14 protein-coding genes and 1 pseudogene are annotated in these 13,465 nt (G+C 66.2%); 13 read left to right on the top strand and 2 right to left on the bottom strand.

Annotated features, from left to right (window positions below; translation table 11 throughout):
• The first annotated feature begins 4 nt into the window (after nucleotides 1-4).
• From DID98_RS16090 to cysM, 8 genes are all read left to right on the top strand, one after another.
• Entirely contained in the window at nucleotides 5-328 is a 324-nt protein-coding gene (locus DID98_RS16090; RefSeq protein ID WP_034187427.1) for an integration host factor subunit beta, read from the top strand.
• 210 nt (nucleotides 329-538) lie between these two features.
• Entirely contained in the window at nucleotides 539-832 is a 294-nt protein-coding gene (locus DID98_RS16085; protein WP_044844835.1) for a lipopolysaccharide assembly protein LapA domain-containing protein, read from the top strand.
• 53 nt (nucleotides 833-885) lie between these two features.
• Nucleotides 886-2,058, top strand: a complete 1,173-nt coding sequence (lapB, locus tag DID98_RS16080; protein ID WP_124571003.1) for a lipopolysaccharide assembly protein LapB — start codon at nucleotides 886-888, stop codon at nucleotides 2,056-2,058.
• Nucleotides 2,059-2,148: 90 nt separating this feature from the next.
• Entirely contained in the window at nucleotides 2,149-3,549 is a 1,401-nt protein-coding gene (locus tag DID98_RS16075; RefSeq protein ID WP_124487828.1) for a UDP-glucose/GDP-mannose dehydrogenase family protein, read from the top strand.
• A gap of 7 nt (nucleotides 3,550-3,556) precedes the next feature.
• Nucleotides 3,557-4,507 (top strand): D-glycero-beta-D-manno-heptose-7-phosphate kinase, encoded by a 951-nt coding sequence (gene rfaE1 / locus DID98_RS16070; RefSeq protein ID WP_124571002.1) that lies wholly within the window; start codon nucleotides 3,557-3,559, stop codon nucleotides 4,505-4,507.
• Nucleotides 4,508-4,565: 58 nt separating this feature from the next.
• Nucleotides 4,566-5,558 (top strand): ADP-glyceromanno-heptose 6-epimerase, encoded by a 993-nt coding sequence (gene rfaD / locus DID98_RS16065; RefSeq protein ID WP_044844832.1) that lies wholly within the window; start codon nucleotides 4,566-4,568, stop codon nucleotides 5,556-5,558.
• 74 nt (nucleotides 5,559-5,632) lie between these two features.
• Entirely contained in the window at nucleotides 5,633-5,977 is a 345-nt protein-coding gene (locus DID98_RS16060) for a helix-hairpin-helix domain-containing protein (RefSeq protein WP_124487830.1), read from the top strand.
• A gap of 206 nt (nucleotides 5,978-6,183) precedes the next feature.
• On the top strand, nucleotides 6,184-7,086 hold the full coding sequence (cysM, locus tag DID98_RS16055) for a cysteine synthase CysM (RefSeq protein WP_124487831.1): 903 nt from the start codon (nucleotides 6,184-6,186) through the stop codon (nucleotides 7,084-7,086).
• A gap of 76 nt (nucleotides 7,087-7,162) precedes the next feature.
• Here the strand turns inward: cysM and mltB are convergent, their stop codons facing one another.
• Nucleotides 7,163-8,512, bottom strand: coding sequence for a lytic murein transglycosylase B (mltB, locus tag DID98_RS16050; protein ID WP_082088495.1), 1,350 nt, complete (start codon nucleotides 8,510-8,512; stop codon nucleotides 7,163-7,165).
• A gap of 43 nt (nucleotides 8,513-8,555) precedes the next feature.
• On the opposite strand from mltB, the gene DID98_RS16045 reads away from it, so the two are divergent.
• Nucleotides 8,556-9,479 (top strand): histone deacetylase family protein, encoded by a 924-nt coding sequence (locus tag DID98_RS16045; protein WP_044844828.1) that lies wholly within the window; start codon nucleotides 8,556-8,558, stop codon nucleotides 9,477-9,479.
• 22 nt (nucleotides 9,480-9,501) lie between these two features.
• Here DID98_RS16045 and DID98_RS16040 read toward each other — a convergent pair whose 3' ends face one another.
• Entirely contained in the window at nucleotides 9,502-10,425 is a 924-nt protein-coding gene (locus tag DID98_RS16040; protein WP_124571001.1) for an alpha/beta hydrolase, read from the bottom strand.
• Between the two features lie 216 nt (nucleotides 10,426-10,641).
• Between DID98_RS16040 and DID98_RS16035 the strand changes: the two genes are divergently transcribed.
• From DID98_RS16035 to DID98_RS16020, 4 genes and pseudogenes are all read left to right on the top strand, one after another.
• Nucleotides 10,642-11,676: a methionine ABC transporter ATP-binding protein gene (locus tag DID98_RS16035; RefSeq protein WP_044844826.1), complete on the top strand. Its 1,035-nt coding sequence runs from the start codon at nucleotides 10,642-10,644 to the stop codon at nucleotides 11,674-11,676.
• Complete coding sequence (locus DID98_RS16030; protein WP_044844825.1) at nucleotides 11,666-12,319, top strand: methionine ABC transporter permease; 654 nt, start codon at nucleotides 11,666-11,668, stop codon at nucleotides 12,317-12,319. Before DID98_RS16035 ends, DID98_RS16030 begins: the two co-directional genes overlap by 11 nt.
• 27 nt (nucleotides 12,320-12,346) lie before the next feature.
• Nucleotides 12,347-13,141 carry a MetQ/NlpA family ABC transporter substrate-binding protein gene (locus tag DID98_RS16025; RefSeq protein WP_124487834.1) on the top strand — a complete coding sequence of 265 codons (795 nt, stop codon included), beginning with the start codon at nucleotides 12,347-12,349 and terminating at the stop codon, nucleotides 13,139-13,141.
• 229 nt (nucleotides 13,142-13,370) lie between these two features.
• Nucleotides 13,371-13,465 (top strand): annotated as a pseudogene (locus tag DID98_RS16020) (electron transfer flavoprotein subunit beta/FixA family protein); the annotation flags it as partial.

Below are 13,465 nucleotides of genomic sequence, written 5' to 3'. Positions count from 1 at the left end.
AAGTATGACCAAATCCGAGTTGGTCGCGCAGCTGGCACTGCGATTTCCGCAACTTGTCCTCAAGGATGCGGATTTCGCGGTGAAAACGATGCTCGATGCGATGTCCGACGCCCTGGCGAAAGGGCATCGCATCGAAATTCGGGGTTTCGGCAGCTTCGGCCTCAACCGTCGCCCGGCGCGCGTCGGACGCAATCCGAAGTCGGGGGAGAAAGTGCAGGTGCCCGAGAAGTTCGTGCCTCACTTCAAGCCCGGCAAGGAATTGCGTGAACGCGTCGACGGCCGCGCCGGCGAGCCGCTGAAAGCTGATGATCCGGACGACGAACGTTGAACGTCGTTCGGCTTGCCCGGAATCCGTCCGGCGAAGGCTGAAGAAAAAAGCGCCCCTTGCGGGCGCTTTTTTCATTTCCGGCCGCCGTGCGGCAATGCGCATCCGCAGGATGTGCGGTGACGCGGAAACGCTTCCTTTACAATACGGGTCGATTCGGCGCCGCGAAGGGGAGTCGCGCGCCGCGGCAAACCTCAACAAAGAGAGGGCTACATGAAGTTTATCGTCTGGCTGATCCGGGTATTGGTGTTCGTGCTGCTGCTGGTGCTCGCACTGGCCAATACGCAAACCGCGACGCTGAATTTCGTTGCCGGCTACGCATGGCAAGCGCCGCTGATCCTGATCGGCCTCGCGTTCTTCGTCGTCGGGCTGCTGGCCGGCCTGCTGTCGGCACTGCCGGCGATGTTCCGCCTGCGCCTCGAGAACGGGCGCCTGAAGCGCGATCTGCGTGCGGCGCGCGAAACCCCGGCCATCGTCGACCAGCCGCCGATGCCGCCCGTCATTTAACACGGACGCCGCGCGACTCCCGCGCGGTTTTCGTCTCTGCTTCGATATTTCGCATGGATCTGGATTTCTGGTGGTTGCTCGCGATTCCGGTGGCGTTCGCGCTCGGCTGGGCGGCGTCACGCTATGACCTGAAGAACCTCCTGTCGGAGAGCGCCAACCTGCCGCGATCGTATTTCCGCGGCCTGAACTTTCTGTTGAACGAACAACCGGACAAGGCGATCGACGCGTTCATCGAGGTCGCGAAACTCGACCCCGAGACGGTCGAGCTGCACTTCGCGCTCGGCAACCTGTTCCGCCGTCGCGGCGAAACGGACCGTGCGATCCGCGTGCACCAGAATCTGCTGAGCCGCACGGACCTGCCGGTCAACGAGCGCGACCATGCGCTGTACGAACTCGGCCAGGATTTCCTGAAGGCCGGCCTGCTCGATCGTGCCGAGGAGGCCTTCCACCGGCTCGCCGACGGCGACTACGCGCTGGGCGCGCAGCGGGCGCTGCTGACGATCTACGAGATCGAGAAGGACTGGAACAAGTCGATCGACACCGCGAAGCGCATCGAATCGATGAGCGACAAGCCGCTCGGCACCGAAATCGCGCAGTTCCACTGCGAACTCGCGCAGGACGCGCTGCAACGCAAGAACGCCACTGCCGCGGCCGAGCAGTTGAAGCTCGCGCTTGCCGCAAACCCGCAGAACGTCCGCGCGACGATCCTGTCCGGTGATGCCGCGCAGGCGGCGGGCGATCACGCGGCCGCGATCGAGCACTGGAAGCGCGTCGAGGCGCAAAATCCCGCTTATCTGCCGCTCGTCGCCGACAAGCTGATGAAGGCCTATGTCGCGCTCGACAAGCCGGTCGAGGGCGCCGAGCTGCTGATGGGCTACGTCGATCGCTATCCGTCGAACGACCTGCTCGATACTGCGTATCAGCACATCGCCGGGTTGCGCGGCCAGGACGCGGCGCATACGCTCGCGCGCACGCAGATGGAGAAGTCGCCGAACCTGTCGGGCATGCTGCACCTGCTCGATGCGCAGATCGCGGCCGCCGACGAGCCGCGCCGTAAGGAACTTGAAATGATGCGCGCGCTGATCAAGCAGCGCACCAAAAATCTGCCACGCTATACGTGCCAGAATTGCGGTTTCCGGGCACGGCTCTTCTACTGGCAGTGCCCCGGATGCAGCGGCTGGGAAACCTATGCGCCGCGCCGCGTCGAACCTGCGATGCCGGGTTGATCCCGGGGCGCGGCGCCGACGCACTGCGGTTCCCGCCGGGTCCGGCCCGGCGGGCAAGTTAGTCAATTACCGGGACGTACCGGAACATCTATGAAAATCACCATCATCGGCACCGGCTATGTCGGTCTTGTCACAGGCTCCTGCCTCGCCGAGATCGGCCACGACGTCTTCTGTCTGGATGTCGATCCGCGCAAGATCGAGATCCTGAACAACGGCGGGATGCCGATTCACGAACCGGGCCTGCTGGACATCATCGCGCGCAATCGCGCGGCAGGGCGTCTGCGCTTCTCGACGGACATCGAGGCGAGCGTCGCGCACGGCGAGATCCAGTTCATCGCCGTCGGCACGCCGCCCGACGAGGACGGTTCGGCCGACCTGCAATACGTGCTCGAGGCCGCGCGCAACATCGGTCGTTACATGACCGGTTTCAAGGTGATCGTCGACAAGTCGACGGTGCCGGTCGGCACCGCGCAGCGCGTGCGCGCGGTGGTCGACGAGGCGCTCGGCGCCCGCGGGCTCGCGGGCAGCGTCGCGCACCGTTTCTCGGTCGTATCGAATCCGGAATTCCTGAAGGAAGGCGCGGCAGTCGAGGACTTCATGCGCCCGGACCGGATCGTCATCGGCGTCGACGACGACGAGACGGGCACGGTGGCGCGCGAGAGGATGAAGAAGCTGTACGCGCCGTTCAACCGCAATCACGAGCGCACGATCTACATGGACGTGCGTTCGGCGGAATTCGCGAAATATGCGGCGAATGCGATGCTCGCGACCCGCATCTCGTTCATGAACGAGATGTCGAATCTCGCCGACAAGGTCGGTGCCGACATCGAAGCCGTGCGCCGCGGGATCGGTTCCGATCCGCGCATCGGCTATCACTTCCTGTACGCGGGCGTCGGCTACGGCGGCTCGTGCTTCCCGAAGGACGTGCAGGCGCTGATCCGCACCGCCGGCGAGAACGGCCAGCCGCTGCGCATCCTGGAGGCCGTCGAAGCGGCCAACTCCGCACAGAAGGACGTGCTGATCGGCAAGATCGAGCAGCGCTTCGGCGCGGACCTGACCGGTCGCGAATTCGCGGTCTGGGGCCTCGCGTTCAAGCCGAATACGGACGACATGCGCGAGGCGCCGAGCCGTCGGCTGATCGCCGCGCTGCTCGGGCGTGGCGCGATCGTGCGCGCGTACGATCCCGTCGCGATCGACGAGGCGCGCCGCGTGTTCGCGCTCGATCTCGGCGAGGCTTCCGACGCACTTGCGCGTCTGCATTTCGTCGATACCCAGGACGCGGCCGTGAGCGCCGCGGATGCGCTCGTGATCGTCACCGAGTGGAAGGAATTCCGGAGCCCGGATTTCACGCGCCTGAAGGCCGAACTGAAGGCGCCGGTGATCTTCGACGGGCGCAACCTGTACGAACCGGACGCGATGGCCGAACTCGGCTTCGACTACCATGCGATCGGGCGTCCGCACGTCGATCCGCAGTCCCCCTCCCGTGGATGAGCGCACGATGACGACCCTTCGCGAAGTGGTGCCGGTCCCGCGCGCGCAGCTCGCGCGTTCGCGTGTGCTCGTGGTCGGCGACGTGATGCTCGACCGCTACTGGTTCGGCAACGTCGACCGTATTTCGCCGGAAGCGCCGGTGCCCGTCGTGCACGTGCAGCGCCAGGAAGAGCGGCTCGGCGGCGCGGCCAACGTCGCGCGCAACGCCGTGACGCTCGGCGCCCAGGCCGGGCTGCTGTGCGTGGTCGGCTGCGACGAACCTGGTGAGCGGATCGTCGAGCTGCTCGGCAGCAGTGGCGTCACGCCCCATCTCGAGCGCGACGCGGCGCTGCCGACGACCATCAAGCTGCGCGTGCTTGCGCGCCAGCAGCAGCTGCTGCGCGTCGATTTCGAGGCGATGCCGACGCACGAGGTGCTGCTCGCCGGGCTCGCGCGGTTCGACGCGCTGCTGCCGCAGCACGACATCGTGCTGATGTCGGATTACGCGAAAGGCGGGCTGACGCACGTGACGACGATGATCGAGAGGGCGCGCGCGGCCGGCAAGCCGGTGCTCGTCGATCCGAAGGGCGGCGACTGGGCGCGCTATCGCGGCGCCTCGCTGATCACGCCGAACCGCGCGGAGTTGCGCGAAGTCGTCGGTCAGTGGCATTCGGAAGACGACCTTCGCGCGCGCGTCGCGAAGCTGCGCGCGGAACTCGATCTCGATGCGTTGCTGCTCACGCGTTCGGAAGAGGGGATGACGCTCTTTTCCGCCGCGGGCGAACTGCACGCGCCGGCGCTCGCGCGCGAGGTGTACGACGTGTCGGGGGCGGGCGATACCGTGATCGCGACCGTCGCGACGATGCTCGGCGCAGGCGTGCCGCTCGTCGACGCCGTCGTGCTGGCGAACCGTGCCGCGGGTATCGTGGTCGGCAAGCTCGGCACGGCGACCGTCGGCTACGACGAACTGTTTCACTGAGCGCATCGGGCGGCGCACGCGCCGGCCGGACGGCTCCCATTTTTCAGGCAGGACGACCATGACCATCATCGTCACCGGCGCAGCCGGTTTTATCGGCGCGAACATCGTCAAGGCGCTCAACGAGCGTGGCGAGTCGCGCATCATCGCGGTCGACAATCTGACGCGCGCGGAAAAGTTCCGCAATCTCGTCGATTGCGAGATCGACGACTATCTCGACAAGACGGAATTCGTCGAACGCTTCGCACGCGGCGATTTCGGCAAGGTACGCGCGGTGTTCCACGAAGGCGCCTGTTCGGACACGATGGAAACCGACGGCCGCTACATGATGGACAACAACTTCCGCTACAGCCGCGCGGTGCTCGATGCGTGCCTCGCGCAGGGCGCGCAGTTCCTGTACGCGTCGTCGGCGGCGACCTACGGCGGCTCGACGCGCTTCGTCGAGGAGCGCGAGGTCGAGGCGCCGCTGAACGTCTACGGCTATTCGAAGTTCCTGTTCGACCAGGTGATCCGGCGCGTGCTGCCGAGCGCGAAGAGCCAGATCGCCGGGTTCCGCTACTTCAACGTGTACGGCCCGCGCGAGACGCACAAGGGCCGCATGGCGTCGGTCGCGTTCCACAACTTCAACCAGTTCCGCGCGGAAGGCAAGGTCAAGCTGTTCGGCGAGTACAACGGTTATGCGCCGGGCGAGCAGACGCGCGACTTCGTGTCGATCGAGGATGTCGCGAAGGTGAACCTGTTCTTCTTCGATCATCCGGAGAAGTCGGGCATCTTCAACCTCGGCACCGGCCGCGCACAACCGTTCAACGACATCGCGTCGACGGTCGTGAACACGCTGCGCGCGCTCGACGGCCTGCCGCCGCTGACGCTCGCGCAGCAGGTCGAGCAGGGGCTGATCGAATACGTGCCGTTCCCGGATGCGCTGCGCGGCAAGTACCAGTGCTTCACGCAGGCCGACCAGACGAAGCTGCGTGCTGCCGGCTACGATGCGCCGTTCCTGACGGTGCAGGAAGGTGTCGACCGTTACGTGCGTTGGCTGTCCGGCCAGGTTTAAGTCCGCGCGTCGCATCGCTAGACTGGGTCTCACGGTCGGCAGCCGCCGACCGTTTTTCATTGGAGATCCAGCACATGATCAGGAAATGGTTTGCCGCCGCAGCGATGTTCGGCGCGATCGCGTCGGCCTGGGCGGCCGTCGACGTCAACACCGCGAACGAGGATGCACTCGTCGGTATCAAGGGCATCGGTCCCGCGCGGGCAAAGGCGATTCTCGACGAGCGCGGCGCACGCGGCCCGTTCAGGAATGCAGACGATCTTGCATCGCGCGTGAAAGGCATGGGCGGCCATACGGTCGAGCGCCTTCAGCAGGAGGGGTTGACGATCGGCGCAGCAGGCTCGGGTGCGCAGGCACCCGCCGCGGGCAAGCCCACGGCAGTGAAACCTGCCGCGGCGCCCGCCCGCACTGCGCAGAAGTAACGCTCGCGAGGCGAAGGGCTCCTTCAGTCGCCGTCGTTGCGACGGCTTCCCGCGGCATGCCGCGGGTTTTTTGCGTGCATGCTGCACGCGCACGATCGTGAATCGCGGGCACGCCTATTCCACCGTCGCAATGGGGGTTGCCGGCGCGAGCCCCGGCGCTGGTTTACAATCAATCGATTGATCAGCCTCGCACTCACGGTATCTCCATGGCTTACAAAACTATCGAAGACACGATCGGCAACACGCCGCTCGTGCAACTGGTCCGCCTGCCGGACGACGAGATTCGCGCACGCAACAACGTGTTGCTCGCCAAGCTGGAAGGCAACAATCCGGCCGGTTCCGTGAAGGATCGCCCTGCGCTGTCGATGATCAACAAGGCCGAGGCGCGCGGCCGCATCAAGCCGGGCGATACGCTGATCGAGGCGACGAGCGGCAATACGGGCATCGCGCTCGCGATGGCCGCGGCGATCCGCGGTTACAAGATGGTGCTGATCATGCCGGAGGACCTGTCGGTCGAGCGTCGCCAGAGCATGGCCGCTTACGGTGCCGAAATCATCCTGACGCCGGTAAAGGGCGGGATGGAACTGGCGCGCGACCTCGCGGAGCAGATGCAGCGCGAAGGCAAGGGCGTGATCCTCGATCAGTTCGGGAACCCCGACAACCCGCTCGCGCACTACGAAGGAACGGGCCCGGAGATCTGGCGCGACACCGAGGGGCGCGTCACGCACTTCGTGTCGGCGATGGGCACGACGGGCACGATCATGGGCACGTCGCGTTTTCTGAAGGAACAGAATCCGGCGATCGAGATCGTTGGCGCGCAGCCGGAAGAAGGGTCGCGCATCCCGGGCATTCGCAAGTGGCCGGAGGCCTATATGCCGACGATCTTCGATCGCAGTCGCGTCGATCGCGTCGAGAGCGTGAGCCAGGCCGCGTCCGAAACGATGGCGCGCCGGCTCGCGGCCGTCGAAGGCATCTTTGCCGGCATCTCGTCGGGTGGCGCATGCGAAGTCGCGATGCGCATCGCGCGCCAGGTCGAGAACGCGACGATCGTGTTCATCGTCTGCGATCGCGGCGACCGCTACCTGTCGACCGGCGTGTTTCCTGCCTGAGCCGGAACGGCATCGGCAGGATCACGCGATAAAAAAGCGCCGCACGAGCGGCGCTTTTTCTTTGCGCGGGCCGAGCTTACTGCGCCGGTGCTTCCGTGTCCGCCGCGGGCAGCGGCAGCGCACCGCTCGCTTCCATCTGCGCCTTCACGGCTTCGCCGAGCTGGTACACGGTGAGCGCGTAGAAGAAGCTGCGGTTGTAGCGCGTCAGCACGTAGAAGTTCTTGAGGCCGAGCATGTACTCGGTTGCGCGCCCCGGCGACGGCAGATCGACCACGGTCACCGGCGTGCCGGCTTCGGTGGTGATATTGACCGTCGGCTCGTTGAGCGTCATGCCGGCGCGCAGCAGCTGCGACAGTGCCCAGTGCGGTTCGGGCTGGCCGTCCGCGGCGGCCTGGGCGATGCCGAGGCTGCCCGTGTCGGGCGTGATCCGCCAGACCACCGGGCGATCGGTTTCCCAGCCGTGCTGCTTCAGGTAGTTTGCGACGCTGCCGATCGCATCGGCAGGACTGCTGCGCAGATCGACGTGGCCGCCGCCGTCGTAGTCGACCGCATACTCGCGGATGCTGCTCGGCAGGAACTGCGGGATGCCGATCGCACCCGTGTACGAGCCGAGCACGGTGGTCGGGTCGAGCTGGTTGTCGCGGGTCCAGACGAGGAAGTCCTCGAGGTTCTTGCGGAACGTGGCCTGGCGGCTGTCGCGATTCGGCGTGTCCGGGTAGTCGAACGTGAGCGTCGTCAGCGCATCGAGCACGCGGAAGTTGCCCATGTAGCGGCCGTAGATCGTTTCGACGCCGATGATGCCGACGATCACCTCGGGCGGCACGCCGAATTCCTCGGACGCGCGCTGCAGCGTTGCCCGGTTCGCCTTCCAGAATTTCACGCCCGCGTTGATGCGGATCGGTTCGATGAAGCGCGAACGATAGACGCTCCAGTTCTTCACCGAAGGCGTCGGCGCCGGCTTCACGAGTTTCACGGCCGTGGCCGAGTAGCTGACGCGCGAGAACAGCGCGTGCAGGCTCGCGGAATCGAAGCCGTTGCGGCTCACCATCTCGTCGATGAACGCATCGACCTTCGCGTTGCTCGCGTAACGCTGCGGAACGATCTCCTCTTCGAAGGTCTGGCCCGGCGGCGTCGGCTGCTGCGGTTGCGCCTGCGCGACGAGCGTGCCGGGAGACTTCGCAGGCTGTGTTTGCGCGGCGGCGGGTGCGGCGGCCAGGGTAGCGGCGACGGCAGCGGCAACGAGCGGAACGCGAACGCGGAACAGTGCGGAGAGAAGGGCGGCAGGCTTGCTGGAATTCATGTCGAAGCGGGCGGACAGGGCGATGGGGTTCGGCGCAGTATACCCGACGCACCTTGCGTGCCGGGGCGTAGCAGCGCACCGTTGTGGTAAGTTAGCGGCGAATTCGCGGCAGACGATGGACATCATTGATGGAGACCAGCGGCGCAACCCGCGTCGCGGATGACAGCTTATGGCAACCGCCTTCTATACGCACCCCGACTGCATGCTGCACGAGATGGGGGAATGGCATCCGGAATGCCCGGCCCGACTGTCGGCGATCCAGGATCAGCTGATCGCGAGCCGCATCGACGACCTGATCGTGCACGAAACCGCGCCGTTCGCGAGCGAGGTGGCGCTGGGCCGCGTGCATACGCAGGCCCATATCGACTACATCCGCAGCATGATGCCCGTCGACGGCTACGTCGAGATCGATCCCGACACGCTGATGAACCGCGACACGTGGCGCGCCGCGCTGCGTGCGGCCGGCGCCGCGATCGCGGCGACCGACGCGGTGATCGAAGGCCGCTACGCGAATGCGTTCTGCAGCGTTCGGCCGCCCGGCCATCACGCGGAACCCGCGCGCGCGATGGGCTTCTGCTTCTTCAACAACGTCGCGATCGCCGCGCGGCACGCGCTCGACGTGCACGGCCTCGAGCGGGTCGCGATCATCGATTTCGACGTGCACCACGGCAACGGCACCGAAGCCGCGTTCGCGAACGACGAGCGCGTGCTGATGTGCAGCTTCTTCCAGCATCCGCTGTACCCGTTCTCGGGCGCCGATCACCAGGCGCCGAACATGGTCAACCTGCCGATGCCTGCGCGCAGCAACGGGATGGCGATCCGCGAAGCGGTCGACATGTTCTGGCTGCCGCGTCTCGACGCGTTCAAGCCGCAAATGCTGTTCGTGTCGGCCGGTTTCGACGCGCATCGCGAGGACGACATCGGCAACCTCGGTCTCGTCGAATCCGATTTCGAATGGCTGACCGCCCAGGTCGTCGACGTCGCGCGCCGGCATGCGCAGGGTCGCATCGTGAGCTGTCTCGAGGGCGGCTACAACCTGTCGGCACTCGGGCGCAGCGTGGTCGCGCACCTGCGCGTGCTGGCCGGCATCTGACCGGCAGCGGATCGGCGCGCGCTCAGCGCGCCGGCACGTGCGCGTGAATCCACGCGATCAGCGCATCGATCACGCGGTCGCGCTCGAGATCGTTCATCGTTTCGTGGAACCCGCCTTCGTATAGCGTCAGCGTGCGATCGGGCGAGCCGACGCGGGCGCCGAACGCGCGGCTTCCATCGGGTTCGGTCAGCTTGTCCTCGGTGCCGTGATAGACGAGCACCGGCACGCGCAGCGCACCGCGACCGTGCTCGATGCGCGCCATCGCATCGAGGATTTCGGCGCCGGTGCGCGCCGGCACCGCGCCGTGGTGCACGAGCGGATCGGCGCGATTGGCGGCGACGACGGCCGGATCGCGCGACAGCAGCGCCGCATCGATCCTGATTGCAGGGAAGCTCGGCCACACGCGGCTGATGAAGCGGCTCATCGCGAGCATCCAGCGCGGCACGTCGCGTCCCGGCGCGAGCGCCGGGCTCGACAGCACGAGGCCTGCCAGCGCGTGGCCGCGAGCCGGCACGCGTTCGATCGCATACAGCGCCGCGACGGCGCCGCCCATGCTGTGCCCCATCAGGAAGAGCGGCGTGGCGCCGCGGGCGGCTTCGGCAACCAGCGCATCCGCATCGTTCAGGTAATCGTCGAAACACTCGACCCATGCGCGTTTGCCGGGCGACTGGCCGTGCCCGCGCAGATCGATCGCCAGCACGTCGATGCCCGCCGCGTTCAATCTGGCCGCGAGCGCCGCGTAACGGCCCGCATGCTCGGCGAGGCCGTGGACGAGCGCGATCGTCGCAAGCGGCGGCACCGTGCCGTCGCCGGCCGGCCAGCGATACGACGCCAGTTCGAGCCCGTCCGCGGTACGCAGCCGGCCCATCCGCGGGGCGGGCGGCGATACCGGGCCCGATGCCGAGGTGGCGGCGGGTGCGGCGGCCTGCGTGGTGGTGGCGGTCATCTGGCGGGTCCCCTGTCTCGTTGGCATCGGTGTTCCGGATCATAGTCGCGGTAGCCGCGCGGCGGCCCAGCAGCGCCCCTCTAATTTCGTCTGGTTATGAAAAGATCGAAATCGATTATTAAGTGGAATGAGGCGTTTGCGGTAAAATCGCCGGCTATTCCAGATGCTTCGGCGGCCGACTGGCGGGCCTCGCCAGCCGGCCGCCGTTTTGTTTACATGATCGAATTACGCAATCTGTCGCAGCGTTTTCCCGGGCCGACCGGCTGGGTCGACGCATTGCACAACGTCAATCTGACGATCCCGCAGGGAGAGGTGTTCGGCATCATCGGCCGAAGCGGCGCCGGCAAGAGCACGCTCGTGCGCACCATCAACCTGCTCACGCGGCCGACCGAAGGCAATGTCGTCGTCGGGGGACGCGATCTCACGCTGCTGTCGTCCGGCGCGCTGCGCGAAGCGCGCCGCGAAATCGGCATGATCTTCCAGCACTTCAATCTGCTGTCGTCGCGCACGGTGTTCGACAACGTCGCGCTGCCGCTCGAGCTGGCCGGCGCGAGCCGTGCCGAGATCGAGGCGGCGGTGCTGCCGCTGCTCGACCTCGTCGGGCTGTCCGCGCAGAAGGATCGCTATCCGGCGCAGATCAGCGGCGGCCAGAAGCAGCGCGTCGGCATCGCCCGCGCGCTCGCGAGCAAGCCGAAGGTGCTGCTGTCGGACGAAGCGACGTCGGCGCTCGACCCCGAGACCACGCGCGCGATCCTCGACCTGCTGAAGCGCATCAACCGCGAGCTCGGCCTGACGATCGTGCTGATCACGCACCAGATGGAAGTCATCAAGCAGGTGTGCGATCGCGTGGCGGTGCTCGACGCGGGCCGCGTGGTCGAAGAGGGCCGCGTGATCGACGTGTTCCTGCAGCCGCATCACGAAGTGACGCGCGCGCTGATAGGCGACGTGATCGCGCAGGAACTGCCGCCGGCGCTGAAGGCGCGCGTGGCCGAGCGGCTGAAGACGGGCAGCGGGCATCTGCTGCGGCTCGCGTTCACCGGCTCGGGTGTCGATCAGCCGATCCTGTCGGAGACGATCCGCCGGTACGAACTCGATTTCAACATCCTGCATGGCCAGATCGACGAGATCCAGGGGCAGGCGTTCGGGTCGCTCGCGGTGCTCGCGGGCGGCGAACCGGGCAAGGTCGGGCAGGCGCTCGCGTTCCTGCGCGAGCAAGGTGTGGTGGTAGAGGAGCTTTCGTATGTTGAGTGAGATGTTCGATATGTTCGTGCAGTCGTTCTGGGAGACGCTGATCATGGTCGGCATCTCGGGGGCGGTCGGCGCGCTCGTCGGGCTGCCGCTCGGCGTGCTGCTCTACCTGACCGACCGCCAGGGCGTGCTGCAGAACCTCGGCGTGAATCGCGTGCTCGGCGGCATCGTGAACGCGGTGCGCTCGACGCCGTTCATCATCCTGCTGGTCGCGGTCATACCGTTCACGCGGCTCGTCACGGGGTCGTCGATCGGCACGGCCGCAGCGGTCGTGCCGCTGACGCTCGCGGCCGCACCGTTCGTCGCGCGGCTGGTCGAGACCGCGCTGCGCGAAGTCGACCGCGGGCTGATCGAGGCCGCCCAGTCGATGGGTGCGACGACCTCGCAGATCGTGTTCAAGGTGCTGCTGCCCGAATCGCTGCCGGGCATCGTCGCGGGCCTGACGATCACGTTCGTGTCGCTCGTCGGCTATTCGGCGATGGCCGGTGCGATCGGCGGCGGCGGGCTCGGCGATCTCGGGATCCGCTACGGCTACCAGCGCTATCTGCCGGAAGTGATGTGGACGGTCGTCGCGATCCTGATCGTGTTCGTGCAGATCGTGCAGTCGTTCGGCGACTGGCTCGTGCGCCGGCTGAGCCACAAGTAAAACGACATTCATTCGTTGGGGGATAGGATGCAACGACGCTTCATGCTGAAGTTCGCGGCCGCATTCGGCGCGGCCGCACTGTTCGCGAGCGCGCACGCGCAGACCGAAACCATCAAGGTGGGCGTGACGGGCGGCCCGCACGCGCAGATCATGGAGGTGGTGAAGAAGGTCGCGGCCAAGGGCGGCCTCGACATCCGCGTCGTCGAATTCTCGGATTACGTGCAACCGAACGCGGCGCTCGCGTCGGGCGATCTCGACGCGAACAGCTACCAGCACGATCCGTATCTGCAGGCGCAGGTGAAGGATCGCGGCTACAAGCTGATCAAGGTCGCGGAGACCGTCACGTTCCCGATGGGCATCTATTCGAAGCGGGTGAAGTCGCTGGCCGAGTTGAAGCCGGGCGCGCGCATCGCGGTGCCGAACGATCCGACCAACGGCGGCCGTGCGCTGCTGTTGCTGCAGAAACAGGGGCTGCTGAAGCTGCGCGCGGACGCCGGGCTGAAGGCGACGCCGCTCGACATCGTCGACAACCCGCGCAAGCTGAAGATCGTCGAGCTCGATGCGGCGCAGATTCCGCGCTCGCTCGGCGACGTCGACGCGGCCGCGATCAATACCAACTACGCGATGGAAGCGGGGTTGAAGCCGAAACAGGATGCGATCGCGATCGAGGGCCCGACCGGCCCGTACGCGAACATTCTCGCGATTCGCGAGGCCGACCGGGGTAAGCCGTGGGTCGCGAAGCTGGTCGCGGCTTATCATTCCGCGGAAGTGAAGCAGTTCATCGAACAGAAGTTCGGCGGCGCGGTGATCGCCGCCTGGTAACACGTGATGCGGGGCGCGCCCGGTGACGATTAGAGTCGATGATCGAAAACCCGGGCTTTGCGTCCGGGTTTTTTCTCTTTTAAAATAGAACGACCGTTCGCTATTGCCGGCGCGCCGGAGAGGCGCGCTATCCTCGATAGCCGCGATGGATTGGTCCGCTTGGCCGCGCAGTCATGAGGCCTCGCTATAGAATGGCCTCTGGTCGTATTCGTAACTTTGGAGCGTGTGCATGAAAATCCTGGTGCCAGTGAAAAGAGTGGTCGATTACAACGTGAAGGTCCGCGTGAAGTCGGACAACACGGGCGTCGACATCGCGAACGTGAA

The sequence above is a fragment of the Burkholderia sp. Bp8984 genome, from assembly GCF_003853755.1.
In the GTDB taxonomy this organism is placed as follows: domain Bacteria; phylum Pseudomonadota; class Gammaproteobacteria; order Burkholderiales; family Burkholderiaceae; genus Burkholderia.
This window is presented reverse-complemented; position numbering and strand designations above follow the sequence as displayed.

Excerpts from the sequence above, each read along its gene's own strand:
- DID98_RS16045 (WP_044844828.1), top strand. The coding sequence starts at position 8,556 with ATGGCAACCGCCTTCTATACGCACCCCGACTGCATGCTGCACGAGATG.
- DID98_RS16030 (WP_044844825.1), top strand. The coding sequence starts at position 11,666 with ATGTTGAGTGAGATGTTCGATATGTTCGTGCAGTCGTTCTGGGAGACG.
- DID98_RS16090 (WP_034187427.1), top strand. The coding sequence starts at position 5 with ATGACCAAATCCGAGTTGGTCGCGCAGCTGGCACTGCGATTTCCGCAA.
- DID98_RS16025 (WP_124487834.1), top strand. The coding sequence starts at position 12,347 with ATGCAACGACGCTTCATGCTGAAGTTCGCGGCCGCATTCGGCGCGGCC.
- DID98_RS16075 (WP_124487828.1), top strand. The coding sequence starts at position 2,149 with ATGAAAATCACCATCATCGGCACCGGCTATGTCGGTCTTGTCACAGGC.
- lapB (WP_124571003.1), top strand. The coding sequence starts at position 886 with ATGGATCTGGATTTCTGGTGGTTGCTCGCGATTCCGGTGGCGTTCGCG.
- DID98_RS16035 (WP_044844826.1), top strand. The coding sequence starts at position 10,642 with ATGATCGAATTACGCAATCTGTCGCAGCGTTTTCCCGGGCCGACCGGC.
- rfaD (WP_044844832.1), top strand. The coding sequence starts at position 4,566 with ATGACCATCATCGTCACCGGCGCAGCCGGTTTTATCGGCGCGAACATC.
- DID98_RS16040 (WP_124571001.1), bottom strand. The coding sequence starts at position 10,425 with ATGACCGCCACCACCACGCAGGCCGCCGCACCCGCCGCCACCTCGGCA.
- DID98_RS16060 (WP_124487830.1), top strand. The coding sequence starts at position 5,633 with ATGATCAGGAAATGGTTTGCCGCCGCAGCGATGTTCGGCGCGATCGCG.
- mltB (WP_082088495.1), bottom strand. The coding sequence starts at position 8,512 with ATGATGTCCATCGTCTGCCGCGAATTCGCCGCTAACTTACCACAACGG.
- rfaE1 (WP_124571002.1), top strand. The coding sequence starts at position 3,557 with ATGACGACCCTTCGCGAAGTGGTGCCGGTCCCGCGCGCGCAGCTCGCG.
- DID98_RS16085 (WP_044844835.1), top strand. The coding sequence starts at position 539 with ATGAAGTTTATCGTCTGGCTGATCCGGGTATTGGTGTTCGTGCTGCTG.
- cysM (WP_124487831.1), top strand. The coding sequence starts at position 6,184 with ATGGCTTACAAAACTATCGAAGACACGATCGGCAACACGCCGCTCGTG.